The organism is Limnohabitans sp. (genome assembly GCF_046052825.1).
In the GTDB taxonomy this organism is placed as follows: domain Bacteria; phylum Pseudomonadota; class Gammaproteobacteria; order Burkholderiales; family Burkholderiaceae_C; genus Limnohabitans.
In genome coordinates, this window is the sequence record NZ_JAVLFP010000052.1 from 41,670 (window position 1) to 61,122 (window position 19,453).

The 19,453-nt window shown below is 59.6% G+C and carries 19 protein-coding genes; 7 read left to right on the top strand and 12 right to left on the bottom strand.

Annotated elements, in window-relative coordinates; genetic code table 11:
- Positions 1-527: 527 nt before the first annotated feature.
- Positions 528-1,556: an isopenicillin N synthase family dioxygenase gene (locus tag ACKWJN_RS08670; protein WP_408596041.1), complete on the top strand. Its 1,029-nt coding sequence runs from the start codon at positions 528-530 to the stop codon at positions 1,554-1,556.
- A gap of 19 nt (positions 1,557-1,575) precedes the next feature.
- On the opposite strand, the gene ACKWJN_RS08675 is transcribed toward ACKWJN_RS08670, so the two are convergent.
- Together ACKWJN_RS08675 and ACKWJN_RS08680 are read right to left on the bottom strand one after the other, a co-directional pair.
- Positions 1,576-2,382 carry a DODA-type extradiol aromatic ring-opening family dioxygenase gene (locus ACKWJN_RS08675; protein WP_408596043.1) on the bottom strand — a complete coding sequence of 269 codons (807 nt, stop codon included), beginning with the start codon at positions 2,380-2,382 and terminating at the stop codon, positions 1,576-1,578.
- 19 nt (positions 2,383-2,401) lie between these two features.
- Positions 2,402-3,388, bottom strand: coding sequence for a Bug family tripartite tricarboxylate transporter substrate binding protein (locus ACKWJN_RS08680; RefSeq protein WP_408596045.1), 987 nt, complete (start codon positions 3,386-3,388; stop codon positions 2,402-2,404).
- Positions 3,389-3,522: 134 nt separating this feature from the next.
- On the opposite strand from ACKWJN_RS08680, the gene ACKWJN_RS08685 reads away from it, so the two are divergent.
- Complete coding sequence (locus tag ACKWJN_RS08685) at positions 3,523-4,167, top strand: hypothetical protein (RefSeq protein ID WP_408596046.1); 645 nt, start codon at positions 3,523-3,525, stop codon at positions 4,165-4,167.
- A gap of 22 nt (positions 4,168-4,189) precedes the next feature.
- Here the strand turns inward: ACKWJN_RS08685 and fdhF are convergent, their stop codons facing one another.
- Both fdhF and ACKWJN_RS08695 read right to left on the bottom strand, forming a co-directional pair.
- Positions 4,190-7,069, bottom strand: a complete 2,880-nt coding sequence (gene fdhF, locus ACKWJN_RS08690; RefSeq protein WP_408596048.1) for a formate dehydrogenase subunit alpha — start codon at positions 7,067-7,069, stop codon at positions 4,190-4,192.
- A 12-nt stretch (positions 7,070-7,081) separates the two neighbouring features.
- Positions 7,082-8,803 carry an NADH-ubiquinone oxidoreductase-F iron-sulfur binding region domain-containing protein gene (locus ACKWJN_RS08695; RefSeq protein ID WP_408596050.1) on the bottom strand — a complete coding sequence of 574 codons (1,722 nt, stop codon included), beginning with the start codon at positions 8,801-8,803 and terminating at the stop codon, positions 7,082-7,084.
- Positions 8,804-8,841: 38 nt separating this feature from the next.
- On the opposite strand from ACKWJN_RS08695, the gene ACKWJN_RS08700 reads away from it, so the two are divergent.
- Entirely contained in the window at positions 8,842-9,582 is a 741-nt protein-coding gene (locus tag ACKWJN_RS08700; RefSeq protein WP_408596052.1) for a class I SAM-dependent methyltransferase, read from the top strand.
- A gap of 11 nt (positions 9,583-9,593) precedes the next feature.
- Positions 9,594-10,604, top strand: a complete 1,011-nt coding sequence (locus ACKWJN_RS08705) for a tripartite tricarboxylate transporter substrate binding protein (protein ID WP_408596053.1) — start codon at positions 9,594-9,596, stop codon at positions 10,602-10,604.
- Positions 10,605-10,661: 57 nt separating this feature from the next.
- Here ACKWJN_RS08705 and ACKWJN_RS08710 read toward each other — a convergent pair whose 3' ends face one another.
- The 3 genes from ACKWJN_RS08710 to ACKWJN_RS08720 are packed head-to-tail and all read right to left on the bottom strand — an operon-like array spanning position 10,662 to position 12,629.
- The gene (locus ACKWJN_RS08710; RefSeq protein WP_408596055.1) at positions 10,662-11,972 is read right to left on the bottom strand and encodes a hemolysin family protein; all 1,311 of its coding nucleotides are present in this window, start codon (positions 11,970-11,972) and stop codon (positions 10,662-10,664) included.
- A 49-nt stretch (positions 11,973-12,021) separates the two neighbouring features.
- Positions 12,022-12,306 carry a helix-turn-helix domain-containing protein gene (locus tag ACKWJN_RS08715; RefSeq protein WP_408596057.1) on the bottom strand — a complete coding sequence of 95 codons (285 nt, stop codon included), beginning with the start codon at positions 12,304-12,306 and terminating at the stop codon, positions 12,022-12,024.
- Positions 12,306-12,629, bottom strand: coding sequence for a type II toxin-antitoxin system RelE/ParE family toxin (locus tag ACKWJN_RS08720; RefSeq protein WP_408596059.1), 324 nt, complete (start codon positions 12,627-12,629; stop codon positions 12,306-12,308). The genes ACKWJN_RS08715 and ACKWJN_RS08720 overlap by 1 nt, the downstream gene beginning before the upstream one ends.
- Before the next feature lie 127 nt (positions 12,630-12,756).
- On the opposite strand from ACKWJN_RS08720, the gene ACKWJN_RS08725 reads away from it, so the two are divergent.
- Entirely contained in the window at positions 12,757-13,605 is an 849-nt protein-coding gene (locus ACKWJN_RS08725; protein WP_408596060.1) for a symmetrical bis(5'-nucleosyl)-tetraphosphatase, read from the top strand.
- Between the two features lie 17 nt (positions 13,606-13,622).
- Here the strand turns inward: ACKWJN_RS08725 and ACKWJN_RS08730 are convergent, their stop codons facing one another.
- Positions 13,623-15,053: a DEAD/DEAH box helicase gene (locus ACKWJN_RS08730; protein WP_408596062.1), complete on the bottom strand. Its 1,431-nt coding sequence runs from the start codon at positions 15,051-15,053 to the stop codon at positions 13,623-13,625.
- Positions 15,054-15,114: 61 nt separating this feature from the next.
- Positions 15,115-15,684: a dCTP deaminase gene (dcd, locus tag ACKWJN_RS08735; RefSeq protein WP_408596064.1), complete on the bottom strand. Its 570-nt coding sequence runs from the start codon at positions 15,682-15,684 to the stop codon at positions 15,115-15,117.
- Between the two features lie 36 nt (positions 15,685-15,720).
- On the opposite strand from dcd, the gene ACKWJN_RS08740 reads away from it, so the two are divergent.
- Together ACKWJN_RS08740 and ACKWJN_RS08745 are read left to right on the top strand one after the other, a co-directional pair.
- Complete coding sequence (locus ACKWJN_RS08740) at positions 15,721-16,062, top strand: nucleotidyltransferase domain-containing protein (RefSeq protein WP_408596066.1); 342 nt, start codon at positions 15,721-15,723, stop codon at positions 16,060-16,062.
- Positions 16,059-16,439, top strand: a complete 381-nt coding sequence (locus ACKWJN_RS08745) for a HEPN domain-containing protein (RefSeq protein WP_408596068.1) — start codon at positions 16,059-16,061, stop codon at positions 16,437-16,439. The genes ACKWJN_RS08740 and ACKWJN_RS08745 overlap by 4 nt, the downstream gene beginning before the upstream one ends.
- A gap of 15 nt (positions 16,440-16,454) precedes the next feature.
- Here the strand turns inward: ACKWJN_RS08745 and ACKWJN_RS08750 are convergent, their stop codons facing one another.
- The 3 genes from ACKWJN_RS08750 to ACKWJN_RS08760 form a co-directional block, all read right to left on the bottom strand.
- Positions 16,455-17,507 carry an adenosine deaminase gene (locus tag ACKWJN_RS08750; protein ID WP_408596069.1) on the bottom strand — a complete coding sequence of 351 codons (1,053 nt, stop codon included), beginning with the start codon at positions 17,505-17,507 and terminating at the stop codon, positions 16,455-16,457.
- 139 nt (positions 17,508-17,646) lie between these two features.
- A complete protein-coding gene (locus ACKWJN_RS08755; protein WP_408596071.1) occupies positions 17,647-18,324 on the bottom strand; it encodes a cysteine hydrolase family protein in 678 nt (225 codons plus the stop codon).
- On the bottom strand, positions 18,324-19,403 hold the full coding sequence (locus tag ACKWJN_RS08760; RefSeq protein WP_408596073.1) for a BMP family ABC transporter substrate-binding protein: 1,080 nt from the start codon (positions 19,401-19,403) through the stop codon (positions 18,324-18,326). The genes ACKWJN_RS08755 and ACKWJN_RS08760 overlap by 1 nt, the downstream gene beginning before the upstream one ends.
- Positions 19,404-19,453 lie beyond the last annotated feature (50 nt).

Genomic DNA, 19,453 nt, shown 5'->3' on the forward strand with positions numbered 1-19,453 from the left:
CCTGCGGATGGAGAGAACGGCCGAGTGATGACCCGCGTCGTGTGACCGACTGAGCGGTGTGATCCGGAAATTGCCTGAGGCAAACGGATGTGAAGAAGCTAATGACATGAAAACCAATGATGTTCGGGCGCTCAGCGTCCGGATTCATGCCGTTGAAAAGTACAACGAAACATGATCGTTGGCGACGGTGTAAAGGTCACCAGTAAAAGCTTGCCTAGGGAGAAAGTCAGACCACCAGTGGGTCCCTGATGGTCAGGGGTGGTGGAGGTGTGCGGTGTTGGGAGTACCGCTACTCAGATCGAACTTGGCTGCAACATGAGCTAGCAAAATTGCTGCAACCCATGTAATGTAACTGAGTTATCGGGATCGCACAAGAAGTATCTGGATCTCGTGCAACAGCAACGGGGGCAAGCCTATTCGCATCACTTGACCCGGATCAAAACCGCAAGCGCTTTAACGCCTAATATTGAGCCTCGGTTTCAAATGTTTTCTCAAGCACAACTGCCACGCCCGTGAGTATCCGAACCATGCCCACTTCATCAGCACCCTCCATTCCCACCATCGACGTGTCAAGTCTGGCCACGGGCTTGTCTTACAACACCGCAGCGGCCCTGTCGGTGGGTCAAACCATCGACGACACCTGCAAAAACATCGGCTTTCTGTTGGTCACAGGGCACGGTGTGGCCCCCCAAACCAAAGCCAATTTGCTGGCCAAGATGAAAGAGTTTTTCGACTTGCCCGCCGCAGAAAAAGAAAAGATCGCAATTGGCAAGAGCTCGGTACACCGGGGCTATGTGGGGATGGGTCTTGAAAATCTGGAAGGCGCTTTGGCCAACGAGGCCTTGGGCACAACCTACGGCGCAGGGGATATGAAGGAGTCGATTGATTCGGGCACCGAAGACGGGCCGAACCATCCTGAAGTTTTGGCAGGCACGCCGTTGCACGGCCCCAACCAGTTGCCAGAGTTGCCGGGATTTCGTGAAGCCTGGCAAGCCTACTTTGACGAGGTGTATGAAGCGGCCCGTCGCATCCAGCGCGGCATTGCCATGGCGTTGCGTTTGGATGCCAATTTTTTTGAAGACTTGCCCGGCTATCCGCTGTTGAACCTGCGGATGTTGCATTACCCACCTGAGAGTCGCGTCAACACCGAAGATGGCCGCATTGGGTGCGGCGCGCACACCGATTACGGCACCATCACCGTGTTGTCAGACGATGGCGTGGGTGGCCTGCAAGTCAAACCCAGAGAGGGCGATTGGATTGACGTCACCATTCCCGACAACCACCTGGTGGTCAATCTGGCGGACTTGCTCTCGATCTGGACCAATGACCGGTATGTGTCCAACCCGCATCGCGTGATCAACCCAGCCAACACACACCGCTACTCCATCCCGCTGTTTGTCACGCCGCCCTACCATTTGAAGATTGAGACATTGGCCACCTGCTTGCAACCCGGTGAAAGCCCCAAGCATGCGCCGATGATTTCTGGCGAATACCTGCAAAGCCGATTTGACGGCACGCACACCTACCGCAACGCGTTGATGCAAGACCAAGCCTAGGGCATCCGCCCAGGCCGCATCACGCAAACATCCAACCCGCCAGATGGGTGGGCCCCACCCTGCCAGACCACATTTTTTGAGCCGGCGCATCACTGCCAGCACCACTGGCCACCATCAAAGGGATGAGGTGCTCCTCACGCGGGTGTGAAGCACGCCCGCCGGGGGCGTTCGCCCACTGCGAGAGGTGTTGGGTGCGGTGTTGCCAATCGCCATCGAGGGCCACATCGAGCCAGTTGTGAAACGCCAGCGATGCAGGCCCGCCCTCGCTGAATTGACGCAGGTTGTGAAAGCTCATGCCACTGCCCACCACCAACACACCGTCCTCACGCAAGGCTTGCAAAGCCTGACCCAAATGGCAATGCAGCGCCGGGTCGAGGCTGTGGTGCAAGGACATGGCCACCACCGGCACATCGGCCTGAGGAAACATCACCTTCAAGGGCACAAACACGCCGTGGTCCCAGCCGTAGTCGGCATCGACCAGCGCAGGGAAGCCTGCTTGTTGCAGCAGATCTGCGGCTTGTGCAGCCAACTTGGGCTGGCCTGATGCGGGGTATTGCAGGGCATAGGTCTCGGGCGGGAAGCCGTAGTAGTCGTAAATCAGCTCAGGATGTGCGCCCCCGGTGAAGCTCGGCACCGCAGTCTCCCAATGCGCGGTGACGATGAGGATGGCCTTGGGGGTTTCGGGCAAGCGCTCGCGGATGCTGCGCAAAAAATCTTCGGTGGCTTGGTAACGCGCTTTGCGCTCGCCTTGCATGAAGAAGGAAGGACCGCCGCCATGCGGCAAATACATGGCGGGCATGCGTGTGGGTGCAAGGGAGCTGGTCATGGAAGAAAGAAGAGTTGGATCATTGCTCTATTTGAAGGTTGACGTCTTTGACCAACTTGGACCACTTGGTCACTTCGGTTTTTAAAAACTCTTCAAACTGCTGAGGGGTGATGGGGGTGGGTTCGGCGGCCATGTCGCCCAAGCGTTTGCTGATGTCGGGTTGGGCCAAGGCATCGTTGAGGGCTTTGTTGAGTTTGGCCACCACAGGCTCAGGCGTTTTAGCAGGGGCACACAAGCCCCACCACTGGATGGCACTGAAACCCGCAAACCCCATCTCTGCCACGGTGGGCACCTCAGGCAGCAGCGGGTCTCGCTTGGGAGAAGCCACGGCCAGTGCCCGCAACTTGCCGGCCTTGATGTAGGGCAAGGCGGTGGTGAGGCTGGGGAACATGGCGTCGACCTGGCCACCCAACAGGTCTTGAATGGCGGGTGCCGCGCCTTTGTAGGGCACATGCACCAAGCCCACTTTGGCTTGGTTTTCCAGGTACTCCATGATGAGGTGGGTGGCCGAGCCACTGCCGGCCGACGAGTAGCTCATGGCGCCGGGCTTGCTGCGGGCCAAGGCCAAAAACTCGGGCAGGGTTTTGGCCTTGTTTTTGTCACCCACCACCAGCACGTTGGAAGTGCGCGCCATCATGCCCACGGGCGTGAAGTCGGCAATCGGGTCGTACTTGAGCTTGAGCACGGCAGGGTTGGTGCTGTGCGTGGCCACAAAGCATTGCATCAAGGTGTAGCCGTCGGGTGCGGCGCGCGCCACCTCGAGTGCAGCCAACGAGCCTGAAGCACCGGCTTTGTTGTCGATGATGATGGAGGTGCCCAACGCGTGCGACATTTTGTCGGTCACCATGCGCGCCACCATGTCTGCCCCGCCGCCTGGTGTGACCGGCACGATGACTTTGATGACGCGGTTGGGAAACGATGTCTGCGCCAGGCACGCCAGGTGCAGGGATGCCACGGCCAAACAGGTAGCGGCCAGTCGGCCCAAGTGAGAGGGAAAATAGTGCATATGAGGTGAATTCTGACCGCAAACAAATGCAGTACTATTGAATTAACTCCGAACCCTTCTTCGCCATGAAAAAAATCGCCTCTGCCCTTGCTTGCATCGCCTGTCTTGCCTTCCTGACAGGCTGCTCCTCCTCCATGCCCAAAGTGGACAAATCTGCCACTGCGCTGGAAGGCGTCAAAAGCATCGCGCTGATTGCACCGCGCGAACCTTGGGCTTACTCGGTGATGAAGTTTGCAGACCCAGGGTTTGTATTCACCACGATGGACATCGAAGTCAAGGTCAGCGATTCACAGCGCCAGCAAGGCCAGCTGACCGAGATGCTCAAGCGCAAAAACTTTTCTTTCTCAACGGAGCTGACCACCCAACTTGCCAGCCAGCTGCGCCAAGCAGGCTACCAAGTGACGGTGCAAGATGGGCCCTGGGTGCAGTCCAACCAAGGCTATTCGCTCAAGTTTGCAGACATCCAATCCAAGGCCGATGCGGTGCTGGTGGTGGCGCCCACGGTGATGGGTTTTGTGTTTTTGCGTGACGTCAAAGCCTACGCCCCCACCATCACCACCCGCGTGACACTGCTCAACAAAGACAAGACCCGCACCCTCTACCAAGGTTATTTGGCGACTGGCTGGAAGCCCTTAGACGCTGGCTGGGACCATGCCTACACCGCGCAAACGTTTCCCACCTTCGACGCCGTGCTGAGCAACCCCGACAAAGTCGTGGCCTCGCTCAAAGAAGCCAGCACGTCGATTGCCAATTTGGCCGCACGCAAGATGTTGTACTGAACGTTTGGGTGCTGCACACCTCTCAGCGTGCCGCGCCAAAACCTGTGGTGTGCGCCAACGCACCGCCCGCGCGAACAGCCACAGCGCAGTACTTGAATTCAGGAATTTTGCCGAACGGGTCGAGTGCCGCATTGGTCAGCAAATTGGCCGCCGCTTCGTAATAAGCGAAGGGCATGAAGACCGCCCCTGAAGGCGTGCCGTCATCGCGGCGCACGCGCAAGCTCACCTGGCCACGGCGTGAGGCCACGGTGATTACCTCACCCGCACTCAACCCCAAGGCCAACAGATCGGCGCCGCACATGGACGCGGTGGCCGTGGGCTCGATGGCGTCAAGCACGCCCGAGCGACGCGTCATGCTGCCGGTATGCCAGTGTTCCAACTGGCGACCGGTGATGAGCACAAACGGGTAGTCGGCGTCGGGGCGTTCGTCGGCGGGAATGATGTCTGCGGGCACCAGATGCACACGGCCATCGTCGGTGTCAAAGTGCTGGGTGAACACGGTGGGCTCGCCCGGGTCGCTCTCGCTCAAACACGGGTAGGTCACGCTGGACTCGCGCTGCAAACGCTCCCAGCTGATGCCTGCAATCACGCCGTGCATGGCTTGGCGCATTTCCTCGTACACAGCGGCCACGCCGCTGTGCGGGCCGGCATAGTCCCAAAGCAGCCCCATGCGTTGTGCGATTTGTTGAATGATCCACAGGTCGGGTTGGGCTTGGCCAGGGGGATCGATGGCTTGCTGGCCGAGTTGCACCATGCGGTCGGTGTTGGTGACAGTGCCGGTTTTTTCGGGCCACGCGGTGGCGGGCAACACCACATCGGCGAGCCACGCGGTTTCGGTCATGAAGATGTCTTGCACCACCAGATGCTCCAACGACGCCAAGGCATGGCGCGCATGGTTCAAGTCGGGGTCGCTCATGGCCGGGTTCTCGCCCATGATGTACATGCCACGCACCTTGTGCGGGTCGCTGTCGTCGGCCAGGGCTTTGTGCATGATCTCGACCACGGTGTAGCCGGGTTGGTTGTCGAGTGGTGTGTCCCAAAACTTTTCAAACCAGTCGTGTGCAGCAGCATTGCTCACGCGTTGGTAGTTGGGGTACATCATGGGGATCAAGCCCGCGTCGCTGGCCCCTTGCACATTGTTTTGGCCGCGCAGCGGGTGCAGGCCAGAACCGGGTTTGCCAATTTGGCCGGTGACGCTGACCAGCGCTATCAGACAACGTGCGTTGTCGGTGCCGTGCACGTGCTGGCTCACGCCCATGCCCCACAACACCATGGCGCTTTTGGCGGTGGCAAAGGCACGCGCCACCTCGCGCAAGGTGGCGGCAGGAATGCCGCAGATGGGGGCCATGGCCTCGGGGCTGTAGCCCTGCACGTTCTGCTTCAGGGCTTCGAAGTTGTTGGCTCGGTCACGGATGAAGTCTTGGTTGACCAAGCCTTCGTCGATCACGGTGTGGATCAAGGCATTGAGCATGGCCACATCGGTGTCGGGCTTGAAGGGCAAGGTGCGCCACGCGTGTTTGCCGATGTCGGTGACACGCGGGTCGGCCAACACAATCTTGGCACCGCGCTTGGCCGCGTTCTTCATCCAAGTGGCCGCCACCGGGTGGTTGGCCGTGGGGTTGGAGCCGATGACAAATATCAGCTCAGCATGCGCCACGTCATTGACTTGGTTGCTCACCGCCGCCGAGCCCACGCCTTCGAGCAATGCCGCCACGCTGGAGGCGTGGCACAAGCGCGTGCAATGGTCCACGTTGTTAGAGCCAAAGCCGGTACGCACCAGCTTTTGGAATAAATAGGCTTCTTCGTTGCTGCCCTTGGCCGAACCAAAACCCGCCAAAGATTTTTTGCCGTGGGTGTCGCGCAAGTGGGTGAGCTGGCCTGCGGCGAGCGCCAGGGCTTCGTCCCACGTGGCCTCACGAAACACCGCCGACACATCGGCGGCATCGCGGTTGAGGTGGGCAATGGCCGCTGGGTCTTTGGGCACACCGGCTTTGCGGATCAAAGGCACGGTGAGCCGCTGGGGGCTGTGCGCGTAGTCAAACCCAAAGCGGCCTTTGACGCACAAACGCTGGTGGTTGGCCGGGCCATCGCGCCCGTCCACGCTGACGATGCGGTTGTCTTTGACGTTGTAGGTGAGCAAACACCCCACGCCGCAAAACGGGCACACCGAGTCCACTTTTTTGTCCACGACCTGCGAGCCCATTTGGGATTTCGGCATCAAGGCACCCGTGGGGCAAGCCTGCACGCATTCGCCGCAGGCCACACAGCTGCTGTTGCCCATGGCGTCGTCCAGGTCGAACACGATGGCGCTGTGCGCGCCCCGGTGGGCGTAGCCAATCACATCGTTGACTTGTTCCTCACGACACGCACGCACACAGCGGTTGCACTGGATGCAGGCATCCAAGTTCACCGCCATGGCGGGGTGTGACACATCGGGCGCGGGTTGGGTGCGACGCAGCGCTTGCAAGGCGGGGCGCACCTGCACGTCCAAGCGTGTGGCCCACTCGCTGAGTTCGCCGTGTTGGCCCACCGCGTCGTCGGCCCACTTGTGGCCCATGTCGGGCATGTCGGAGAGCAGCATCTCCAGCACCATCTGCTGGCTTTTTCGCGCGCGCGGGCTGTTGACCAACACCTCCAAGCCAGCGGTGGCGGTGCGGCAGCAACTTGGGGCCAGGGTGCGTTCACCGGCGATCTCGACCACGCAGGCGCGGCAATTGCCGTCGGGGCGCAAGCCGTCTTTGAAGCACAGGTGCGGAATGTCGATGCCGTGGCGTTGCGCGGCTTTGAAAATCGTTTCGCCTTCCAGCGCATGCACCGTTTGTTGGTCGATGCGCAAGGCCACCGTGGCGGGCTGCACTGCGGCAGCGGTTGTTGGGGCGAAGGTTGTTGGAGCAGAACTCATTGGGGCACCCATTCAAGCCACCTCGTGTTGGAAATAGGTTTGCACACAGCGCACGGGGTTGGGCGCGGCCTGGCCGAGGCCGCAGATGGAAGCATCGGTCATGACTTGGTTCAGGTCGTCGAGCGTGGCCTGGTCCCACACCGGGGCCTGCATGAGCTGCGCGGCTTTGGCCGTGCCCACGCGGCACGGCGTGCACTGGCCACAGCTCTCGTGCTCAAAAAATCGCATCATGTTGAGCGCCGCATCGCGCGCGCGGTCGTGCTGGCTCAGCACGATGACCGCCGCCGACCCAATGAAGCAGCCATGCACTTGCAAGGTGTCAAAGTCGAGCGGGATGTCGTTCAGGTGCGCGGGCAAGATGCCGCCCGAAGCCCCACCCGGCAGGTAGGCATACAGCGTGTGGCCGGGCAACATGCCGCCGCAGTATTCGTCCACCAGCTCTTGCAGGGTGATGCCCGCAGGTGCCAGCTTGACGCCGGGTTGTTTGACGCGGCCACTGACGCTGAAGCTGCGCAAACCCTGACGCCCATGACGCCCAAAGCCGCTGAACCAGTTGGGACCTTTTTGCACGATGTCGCGCACCCAGTACAGGGTTTCAAAGTTGTGCTCCAGTGTGGGTCGGCCAAACAAACCCACTTGGGCAATGTAGGGCGGACGCATGCGCGGTTCGCCGCGTTTGCCCTCGATGCTCTCGATCATGGCCGACTCTTCGCCACAGATGTAGGCCCCCGCCCCACGGCGCAATTCGATGTGGGGCAACACGCAAGGCGGGTTGGCTTGCAGCTGGGCCAGTTCTTGTTGCAACAGGGCGCGACAGCCGTGGTATTCGTCCCGCAGGTAAATGTAGATGGCCGAAATGCCCACCACGTGCGCCGCCACCAGCATGCCTTCTAAAAACCGATGCGGGTCGCGCTCTAGGTAGGTGCGGTCTTTGAAGGTGCCGGGCTCGCCCTCGTCGATGTTGACCGCCATCAAACGCGGGGCTGCTTGCTCGCGCACGATGCGCCATTTGCGCCCCGCCGGAAAACCAGCGCCGCCCAAACCGCGCAGGCCCGAGTCCTCCATGGCTTGCAGCACCTGTTCAGGCGCTAGGTCTCCTTGTGTGAGCGATGTCAGCAGCGCATAGCCTCCGTCGGCACAGTAGGCTTCAAAGTCGACCGCATCGGGCAGCACCGCTTGCGTGTGTTGCGCGCTCACGGCGGCAGCCACACGCTCTGGGGTGGCATGGGCTACGGCGTGTTGGTGCACCACGGCCACCGGCGCTTGTTCGCAACGGCCCACACACGGGGCAGTGATCACGCGCACATCGGGGTTGCCCAGCAGCGCAGGCAATTTGGCCAACAGGTCTTGCGCGCCTGCGAGCTCGCAACTCAAGCCGTCACACACCCGCACCGTCAAGCCGGGGGCGTTGGCGTCGTCGCGCAGCACCTCGAAGTGGTGATAGAACGTGGCCACCTCATAGACCTCGGCCATGGGGATGTTCATCTCTTGGCCTAAGGCCACCAGATGGCGCTCAAACAAACCACGGTAGGCGTCGTTGAGCAGGTGCAAATGCTCAATCAAGCGGTCACGCACCTGCGGGCCACTGCCCAACAAGGCGCGCACTTCTTGCCGTGAGACCTCGTCGGCCTGACGGCCCTTGAGTTGGGCAGCGCGACGGATCGTCTCGCGCATTTGCGCCACCGTGGCCAAAGGCCGTGTGGAGGCGGGGTCTGAGAGGGGCGGAAAGGTCATGCAAAACATCAAGAAGTGAAGCCCTATGATTCTCACCCATGAAAGTCTTGAATTGGCCTATTCCCGCCCTGCTGGCTTGGGGCTCTGCTTGGGGTTGCTACCTCGGTTTGCGTCACCTAGGTGCCAGTGAAGCCGTGGCTATGCTGGTGGCCACTTTTTGTGGCGGCTTGCTCACCACCTTTGGCAGCACCACCATGCGGCGGGTGTTGATCGTGCTGGGTTTTCCTCTTTCGCTGCTCGCCTCGTCGGGCAACTTTGCCATGCCCCCATGGGGCTGGTTGGTTTTGCTGGGCCTGATTGTGTTGCTTTACCCGCGCAGCGCATGGCGCGATGCACCGCTGTTTCCCACGCCTAAAAAAGCACTGCGCCAGTTGCCCGAACACATCACCCTGCTGGGTGGCGCGCGCATTCTGGATGCAGGCAGCGGCATGGGCGACGGCTTGATGGCCTTGCGCGACGCCTACCCGCGCGCCGACTTGAATGGGCTGGAGATGAGCTGGCCGCTGCGTGTGCTCAGCGCCATGCGCTGCTCGTTTGCCAACATCCGCCAAGGCGACATGTGGCTGGTGGACTGGCGCAGCTACGACCTGGTGTACTTGTTTCAACGCCCCGAGAGCATGCCCCGTGCGGTGGAGAAAGCCGAAGCCGAAATGCGCCGTGGGGCATGGCTGGTGAGCCTGGAGTTTGAAGCCCGTGAGCTGGAGCCCTCGGGTGTGATCTATGGCTCAGACGGCCGCCCGGTGTGGATGTACCAATTGCCCTTCCAACGTCGAACTTAAAGTCGGACCTCATGTCCACAGGAGTCCCCATGCGCATCACGGTCAAATCTTCCCTCATGCTGCACGCGCTGACGTGCATCGCGGCATTCGGTTTAGGCACTTCTGCGGCGTGGGCACAAGCGAGCCCCTACCCCAACAAGCCCATCACCTTGGTGGTGACCTACCCACCGGGCGGCGGTGCCGATGTGATGGCGCGTTTGATCGCCCCCAAAATGGGCGAAGCCCTGGGGCAAAGCATCGTGATCGAAAACCGCCCTGGCGCAGGTGGACAAATCGGCGCCTACGCGGTCTCCAAAGCCGCGCCGGATGGCTACACCGTGATGCTGGATGCGTCTTCTTTTGCCATCAACCCAGCGCTCTACCCCAAGCTGCCCTATGACACGCTCAAAGCGTTTCGCCCGGTGGGCGTGTTGGCCTTGTTCCCCAACGTGGTGTTGGTGAATGCGCAGTTTCCAGCCAAAAACATTGGCGAACTCACAGCCTTGGCAAGAGCGCAAAAGAACGCCGTGTCGTTTGCATCCTCGGGCAACGGCTCGGCCCAGCATTTGGCGGGTGCCCTGTTTGAATCGGCCGCCAAAGTGGACATGGTCCACGTGCCCTACAAAGGCGCGGGCCAGGCGCTGAACGACGTGTTGGGTGGTCAGCTGCCTTTGTTTTTTGGCAATCTCGCGTCTACCTTGCAACACGTGCAATCAGGCAAGTTGCGTCCCTTGGCGGTGACGGCTGCCAAGCGCTCGGCCATCTTGCCCGAGGTGCCCACCCTGGCCGAGGCCGGTGTGCCCGGTGCGGAGGTGTACGAGTGGAACGGCGTTTTTGTGCCCGCGGGCACGCCCGATGCGGTGGTGGACAAGCTGTCTGCGGCTTTGCAAAAGGCGATGGATGCACCGGAGGTCAAGGCGCGCATTGCACAACTGGGTGGCGAGATTCAAAAAGGCGGACCCAAAGCGGCACAAGACTTCATCCAGGCGCAGATGGCGGTGTGGGCGCAGCTGATCAAAGCCAAAGGCATTGCGGTGGAGTGACAGCGTTCAGCGTGAGGCGGGGGGCACAGGTTGGCGTAGCAAGCCAGTGCTTCACATTCAGTGGGCCTTGGCCCAAGGGGTGGCCAACACTTTGTCGATGCGCCGTCCATCCAGATCCACCACCTCCAGCGTCCAACCTGCACATTCAAAGCGTTCAGCCACTTGAGGCAAGTGGCCCGCAATGGCCATGACCAAGCCGGCCACGGTGTTGTAGATGTCGCGGTCTTCCTCGGGGAGTTCGCGAATGTTCAAACGCGCTTTGAACTCGGCCACCGGCATCAAGCCATCGATCAACCAGCTGCCGTCGCCCCGCGGCGTGGCCCAGGCTTCGTCGGTGGCAGTGGCTTGCAGCAGCTCCCCGGTGATGGCTTCGAGCAAATCACGCGGCGTCATCAGGCCTTGCACCACCCCGTATTCGTCCACCACCAGCACCATACGCCCGTGCGCAGTGGCCCGCTCCACAGGGCGGCGAAATTGCTCCAGCAAATCCAAACCACTCAAGGTCTCGGGCACAAACGACACCGGTTGAGCCAAGGTCTCAACCGCCATGTCGGTGCCGGGTGGCAAGCGCAGCAGTTGCGACACGCTGACCGCCCCCACCACATCGTCCAAGCCATCGCGACACACGGGGTACCACGAGTGCGCGCCGTGTGCACCCACCTGCGCCAGCGCTTGGGGCACGGTGGTTTTGGCGTCCAGCCATTCAATGTCGGAGCGGTGCACCATGATGGAAGTGAGTGAACGCTCGTCGAGGTTGAACACGTTTTGCACCATCTGGTGCTCGTGCTGCTCAATCACCCCGGCGTCGACCCCTTCCACCAAACTGGCACTGATTTCTTCTTCGGTCACGGTGCGCCCACCATGCACCTCCACCCGCAAAAGCTTGAGCATGGCACTGGTGCTGGTCGACAACAGGCTCACAAATGGGCGCGCGATGGTGGCCAAGGCCAGCATCAGCGGCGCGGTCAGACGCGCCACGGACTCGGGGTAAAGCTGGCCAATGCGCTTGGGCACCAATTCGCCAAACAAGATGGTGCTGAAGGTGATGAGGGTCACCACCAAGGCGGTGGCCAAGCCTTCAGCAAACCGCCCAGCCACTCCTTGGGACAACAACCACTCGGAGACGTGGGCACTGAACGCCGCCTCGCCCACGATGCCGTTGAGCACACCAATAGATGTGATGCCAATTTGCACCGTCGACAAAAACTGGGTCGGTTGAGCCATCAGCTTGAGCGCCGCGCGCGCGCCGCTGTCGCCCGTCTCGTTCAGCACCGCCAGTCGCGCTTTGCGACTGGATGCCAAAGCCATCTCGGACATGGCGAAGACGCCATTCAAGAGGGTCAATAAAACAATCAGCAAAACATCCATGTGGGGCAATCGGGTAGAACAAGATTAAAAAATAGAAGCTGAGTCAAGGTCAGACAGCCTCAAGTTCAACGTGAACATGTTGCCCAAGTGCTGCTGCAATATTCACCAAAGCATCGAGGGAAAAGCGGGAAATCTTTCCACGAACCAAGTCGTTGATGCGTGGCTGCGTCACCTTGCAGTGAATGGCAGCATCGGCTTGCGTCCATCCATTGCTGGCGATCAAGTGAACAATCTTATCCATGAGTTCTGCACGCACGCGCAAGTTGGCTGCCTCTTCGGGTGTATCGGCAAGGGCATCCCAAACGCTTTTGAATCTGTCTGGTTTGGACTTCATCACTTTTCTCCTCTCAACAATTTAAATCGAGCCTTTGCAATTTCCACATCGTTCTTGGAGGTTGTTTGCGTCTTTTTTTGAAAAGCATGCAAAACATAGATCGCCTCTTTCCATCGAGCGGTGTAGATGACACGAAATGTTCCTGCTTCATCCCAGACACGGATCTCCTCGACACCCTTGCCAACAGATGGCATGGATTTGAAGTCATTGGGCTGCCTCCCCTTTTGCACAAGATCGAGTTGACGTCCGACGTCCTGACGTGCTGCATCAGGAAATTCACGAATCCTCTTGAGCGAGTCGCCAAGAAATTGGACAGGTTTCATTTGGGATTATATCCATTTGAATATAAACGATTGGAATCGAAAAATCTAAATCACACTTAGGAAAATATGAACGCAATCTCATTGAAGCACGTGAAGTTGCACGCAAAAGTCGTTAGACAATTCCATCATGACGACTTACTTGATCGGTGACGTACAAGGCTGCGACGAAGCCTTGGCACGCTTACTCACCCACATCGACTTTTCTGCGAGCCGCGACACGCTCTACCTGCTGGGCGACTTGGTCAACCGTGGCCCCGACAACGTGGGCGTGCTACGCCGCCTGATGGCTTATGGCAGCAGCGCGCAATGCATTTTGGGCAACCATGATTTGCACCTGTTGGCGGTGTCACAAGGGGTGCGCGCTGCACACCGGCAAGACACCATCGCCGACATCTTGAATGCGCCGGATCGCACGGTCCTGCTCGACTGGTTGCGCCAACAGCGCATGGCGATTCGTGTGGGACAGGTGTTGATGGTGCATGCCGGCGTGCTGCCGCAGTGGACACCTGAACAAACCTTGGCACTGGCCGGCGAAGTGGAAGAGGTGTTGCGCGGTGACGCGCTGGCCACCTTCATGCCACAGATGTATGGCGGCTTACCCAACCAGTGGCGCGATGACTTGCAAGGTGCCGACCGCCTGCGTGTGATCGTCAATGCGCTCACGCGCATGCGGTTTTGCGATGCGCAAGGCGCGATGGATTTCAGTGTGAAAGAAAGTGCAGACCAAGCGCCCGAGGGCTTGATGCCTTGGTTCGAAGTGCCGGGCAGGCGCAGCGCCGATGTGACGGTGGCCTTTGGCCATTGGTCTACCTTGCAGCAGGTGAACCGGCCCAACGTGGTGTGCCTGGACGATGGGTGCGTGTGGGGCGGCTGCTTGAGCGCCTTGCGCATCGAGCACCCAGACAGGGTCGACGATGTGCGTCAACTCCCCGTCTTGAGCGTCAAATGCCAGCAAGCCCTTGACCCTCTGGCCTGAGGCTCACTGCATGAAACTCAATCAGCGATTTTGAACAACGCCGCCACCTTGCGCTTGGGCTTGATGTTGGGCGACTTGCGCAGCGGCTCTTTGACAGCGGCCACTTCACCCTCAGCCCGCACAGGTGCTTCGTAGGGTTTGTCAAAAAACGGATCGCGCGACGCGCGGGGTGCAGCAGGCGCGTAGTTGCTTTCACGCCGTGGACGGGCCTGGCCTTCAGGAGCGCGCGGTTTGTCGATCCCATCACGTGGGTCGTCTTCACCCCAGGCACGGCGGCCCGTGTTGATGCGGCCACGGGGACGGTCTTCTTCAAACTCCACCGCTTCCATCTCGATCTTGGTCTTGAGCAGTTTCTCAATGTCACCCACCAAACGTTGGTCGCTGCCCGAGACAAAGCTGATGGCCTGTCCCAAGGCGCCAGCACGGCCGGTACGGCCAATTCGGTGCACATAGTCTTCGGCGTTGAACGGAATGTCAAAGTTGAACACGGCGGGCACGTCTTTGATGTCCAAGCCGCGTGCGGCCACATCGGTACACACCAGCAAGTCCACCTCGCCGCGCTTGAAGGCTTCCAGGGCTTTCAAACGCTCATCTTGGCTCTTGTCGCCATGCAAAGCCGTGGTGCGCAGGCCATCGCGTTCGAGCGAGCGAGCCAAGCGGGCGCAACCGAGTTTGCTGTTGCAAAACACAAAGGCTTGGGTGATGCCATTGCTTTTGACCAACTGCTTGAGCGCGCGGTACTTGTCGTCCACGCCCACGCTGTAGAAATGTTGCGTCACCGTGGACGCGGTCTCGTTGGGACGCGCCACTTCGATGGTGACGGGGTTTTGCAAGTAGCTGCCGGCCAAGCGCTTGATCTCGGGGGAGAAGGTGGCCGAGAACAGCAGCGTGGTGCGCTGCTTGGGCAAGTGGCTCAAAATGCGTTGCAAGTCGGGCAAGAAGCCGATGTCCAACATGCGGTCGGCTTCGTCGAGCACCACATATTCCACTTGGTTGAGCACCACGTTCTTGGCTTCGATGTGATCGAGCAAACGACCGGGCGTGGCCACCAGCACCTCCACACCGCGTTTGAGCTCCAAGGTTTGGGGCTTCATGTCCATGCCACCAAACACCACCGCGCTGCGCAGGTTGCAGTACTTGGCATAAGCCTTGACCTGTTGGGCCACTTGGTCGGCCAGCTCGCGCGTGGGCAACAGCACCAAGGCACGCACAGGGTGGCGCGCAGGCGAGGTGGAGCTGTTTTCGTGCTTGAGCAGCCGTTGCAGCAAAGGCAGCGAGAACGCCGCTGTTTTGCCCGTACCGGTTTGGGCAGCACCCATCACGTCTTGGCCCGTCAGAACCACCGGAATGGCCTGGGCTTGGATGGGGGTCATGGACTCGTAGCCCATTTCGGCTACGGCGCGCGCCAGCGCGGGGGCCAGCTGCAAATTGGAAAAAGAAGTTGTCATGTCAGGGCCTGATTGTCGCACCCCTGGCGGGTCACTCGAATTCGGGGCAAATCAAGCGTTTTCAGGTCTTGGGCAGGGTCACGCCCACTTGGCCCTGGTACTTGCCGCCACGGTCTTTGTAGCTGGTCTCGCAGACTTCGTCGCTCTCAAAGAACAACACCTGGGCACAGCCCTCACCGGCGTATATCTTGGCGGGCAGCGGTGTGGTGTTGGAGAACTCCAGCGTCACATAGCCTTCCCACTCGGGCTCAAACGGTGTCACGTTGACGATGATGCCGCAACGCGCGTAGGTGCTTTTGCCCAGGCACACGGTCAGCACATTGCGCGGAATGCGGAAGTACTCCATGGTGCGGGCCAGCGCAAAGCTGTTGGGCGGGATGATGCAGACATCCGAGTTCATGTCGACAAAGCTGCGCTCGTCAAAGTTCTTGGGGTCCACCACCGTGCTGTAGATGTTGGTGAACACTTTGAACTCGGGCGCACAACGGATGTCATAGCCATAGCTGCTGGTGCCGTAGCTGACGATTTTTTCGCCCGCCGCGTTTTGGCGAATTTGACCCGGCTCGAACGGCTCGATCATGCCGTGCTGCTCGGCCATGCGGCGGATCCATTTGTCTGATTTGATGCTCATGGGTGCATTTTAGGGGCTTCGGCCTACAATATTTTCATGATTCCGCACGTTGATATCCCCACTTTGCTGGCTGCAAAACAGTTTGCACGTGCCGTGGCGCGCACCTACGATATCAGCGAAGTTTTTTTGTTTGGCAGTCGCGCGCGCGGCACAGCACATGAAGAAAGCGACGCCGATGTAGCCGTCTTATTGCGCGGCGCATCGGCCCCTTTTGTAGCGACCAAGCTTGCAATGGATGACATCGCATATGACGTTTTGCTCGACACGGGCATTCGCATACAACCCTTGCCCATTTGGGAAGATGAGTGGGCACATCCCAGTGCATACACCAACCCACAACTTCTGAGCAATATCGCCCGCGATGGGGTCAAACTATGAACACGAAAGAGCTGATGAACAAGGCACACCGCGCCCTTGCATCAGCTTTTGCGCTTTTGAAAGAAGGCGACAGTGATGGGGCTTGTAATCGCGCTTATTACGCCATGTTCGATGCAGCAAGAGCCGCCTTATTGGCCAGCCATTCACCCGTGCCACCAGACATTGCAAAAACACACAGTGGGTTGATCACTGCTTTCTCTTTGCATCTGGTCAAAACGGGTCGGCTCTCGCTGGAGTTAGGACGTGCGCTGAATAAAGTTGAAGACTTGCGCCTGATCGCTGATTACAAAGGTGATCCGCTTTCCATCGACGACGCACAATGGGCGACCGAACAGGCCCACACATTCGTCACCTCCATTGAGCAACAGTTTTTCTGATCGCGCGCACAGACATCAGTCGTCGTGCTCAACAAAACCCTCAAAACAAACCTTGAGTTCATGTAACCAGTGTTGACGCTGGGTCTCGCTGACAAAGCTGGCTTCAAAGCTGTTGCGCGCCAGGGCATAGGCTTGCTGGGCATTCATGCCCGTGGCGGCAAAGGTCTGCACAAAGTTGTCGTTCATGTAGCCGCCAAAGTAAGCCGGATCGTCTGAGTTGATCGTCACGCACAAGCCCGCGTCGAGCAGTTGCGCAATGTTGTGGTCGGCCAAGTTCGGAAACACGCACAGCTTTTGGTTGGACAAGGGGCACACCGTGAGCGGCACACGGTCTTTGGCCAGACGCTGCATCAGCACCGGGTCGTGGATGGCCTGCACACCGTGGTCGATGCGCTCCACGTGCAGCACATCCAACGCGCTCCAGATGTAGGCCGGTGGTCCCTCTTCGCCCGCATGCGCTACCAAGTGCAAGCCATGCGCCTTGGCCAGCGCAAACACTTGGGTGAACTTCTCAGGCGGGTGCCCCACTTCGCTGGAATCCAGGCCCACGCCGATGAACTTGTCTTTGAAAGGCAAGGCCTCTTGCAGCGTGAGCAGCGCGGCCTCTTCGCTCAGGTGGCGCAAGAAACACAGAATGAGTTGGGCGTCCACGCCCAGTTGCGCCTTGGCGTCCACGCAGGCTCGGTGCAAACCGTGGATCACCGTCTCCATCGGCACGCCACGCTCGGTGTGGGTCTGCGGGTCAAAAAAGAGTTCAGCATGCACCACATGGTCGGCCGCCGCGCGCTCAAAGTAGGCCCACGCCATGTCGTAAAAATCTTGCTCATGCAGCAACACGCTGGCCCCGGCGTAGTAAATGTCCAAAAAGCTTTGCAGGTTGGTGAAGGCATAGGCCGCACGCAGCGCCTCCACGCTGGCGTAAGGCAGCGCCACACCGTTGCGCTGCGCCAGCGCAAAAATCAACTCGGGCTCCAGCGAACCCTCGATGTGGATGTGCAGTTCAGCCTTGGGCATTTGACGCAAGAGCTGGGGCAAACGGTGGGCGGCAACGGCGTGAACTTTGAACATAGAAACCTCCTGGTTGTGTAGGGATGCTACAAAGAAAAAATGCCATCGCCTGCGCAACACGACACAGCAGACGCCGTGCAAACAGCACAAGGCCATAACAGAGATGATTGTTTGGGTCTGCCGCTGCGGCAAAACCGCCTCAGACGCTGGCTGACAGCAGGTCTTGGGCCTTGCAGGTCCACCCCACGATACCGCCTTGCGCGGTGATCATGGCCAGGGTGGCCGCTTTGAATTCTGGAAAATAACTGGCCGTGCCGTCTTCGATCAACAAGCAGTCGTAGCCTCGGTCATTGGCTTCACGCATCGTGGACTGCACGCACACCTCGGTGGTCACCCCCATGACCACCAGCTGTGTGATGCCGCGCTGCTGCAATTGCGCCATCAAGTCGGTGCCATAAAACGCGCCCTTGCCTGGCTTGTCAATCACCAGTTCACCCGCGACGGGGGCCAGTGCCTCGACAATTTGGTTGCCCGGCTCTCCACGCACCAGCACACGCCCCATGGGGCCCACGTCGCCAATGCGCAGGCTGGGGTTGCCACGCCAGCGCTTGGCATCGGGGCAGTCGCTCAAATCAGGCGCATGGGACTCACGGGTGTGCACCACCAAGCCCCCAAAGGCACGCCAATGGTCCAACACCCGGCGCACCGTGGGAACAATCTCTTGCAAGGGTTCCACACGGTTGCCCAGGCTTTCGCCAAAGCCGCCCGGCTCCACAAAGTCGCGCTGCATGTCGATGATCAGCAGCGCGGCCTGTGCAGGCCGCAGGGCAAAGGCAAAGGGCTGGGCCGCAATGTCTGACACGGTCAGCTCAGGCATCAGTTGGGCAACTGGCCTTCTACGCCTTCGACGTAGAACTTGATGCTGTCGATGTCAGCGTCGGTGAAGGCCTGACCAGCGGCCAGCTTCATGGTGCCGTCTTGCAACTTCATGGGGCCAGAGAAGACTTTGAACTTGCCAGACACGATCTCAGCCTGCTTGGCTTCGACTTCTTTTTTCACGCTGGCAGGCAAGCTGCTGTTCAACGACACCAAGCCGTTCATCTTTTCTTTCAAGCCACCCCAGACGTTGTCTTTCATGGGTTTGCCGGCCACCGCGCCTTTGAGCACGGCGGTGTAGTAGTTGCCCCAGACTTGGGTCACCGAAGCCAGGTGCGCTTTGGGTGCCACAGCCGACATGTCCGAGTTCCAACCAAAGGCGAACACGCCTTTGTCGGCCGCAGCTTGCAAGGTGGCCGACGAGTCGGTGTTTTGTATCAGCATGTCAGCACCTTGGCCAATCATGGTTTCAGCGGCTTGACGCTCTTTGGCGGGGTCATACCAAGAGCTGATCCACACCACCTTGGTTTTGACTTTGGGGTTCACGCTGCGCGCACCCATGGTGTACGCATTGATGTTGCGCACCACTTCAGGAATAGGGAAAGAAGCCACATAGCCCAGCACATTCGACTTGGTCATGCGCCCGGCAATCATGCCAGCCAGGTAGGCGGGCTCGTACATGCGCGAGTTGTAGGTGTGCACGTTGGGGGCCGATTTGAAACCCGTGTTGTGATAGAACTCGACCTTCGGAAAAGTCTTGGCCACCTTCAAGGTTTGCTCCATGTAGCCAAACGAGGTGGTGAAGATGTATTGGTTGCCCTTGCTGGCCAAGTCACGGATGACGCGCTCGGCATCGGCGCTCTCAGGCACGTTCTCCACAATGGTGGTTTCCACCGCATCGCCCAATTCTTTTTTGGCCTGCTTCACGGCGATGTCGTGGGCAAAAGTCCAGCCGCCGTCGCCCGGTGTGCCAAAGTACACGAAAGCCGCTTTCACGGGCGGCGCAGCCACCGCAGTTTGGGCCATGCCCACAACGCCAAGCGCCAGAGCGCAAGCCAATTTGATCTTCATTAATTTCATGTCAAAACTCCTGAGTGGGTGAGGAAAAGAACGCGAGAGAAAAGGTCTGA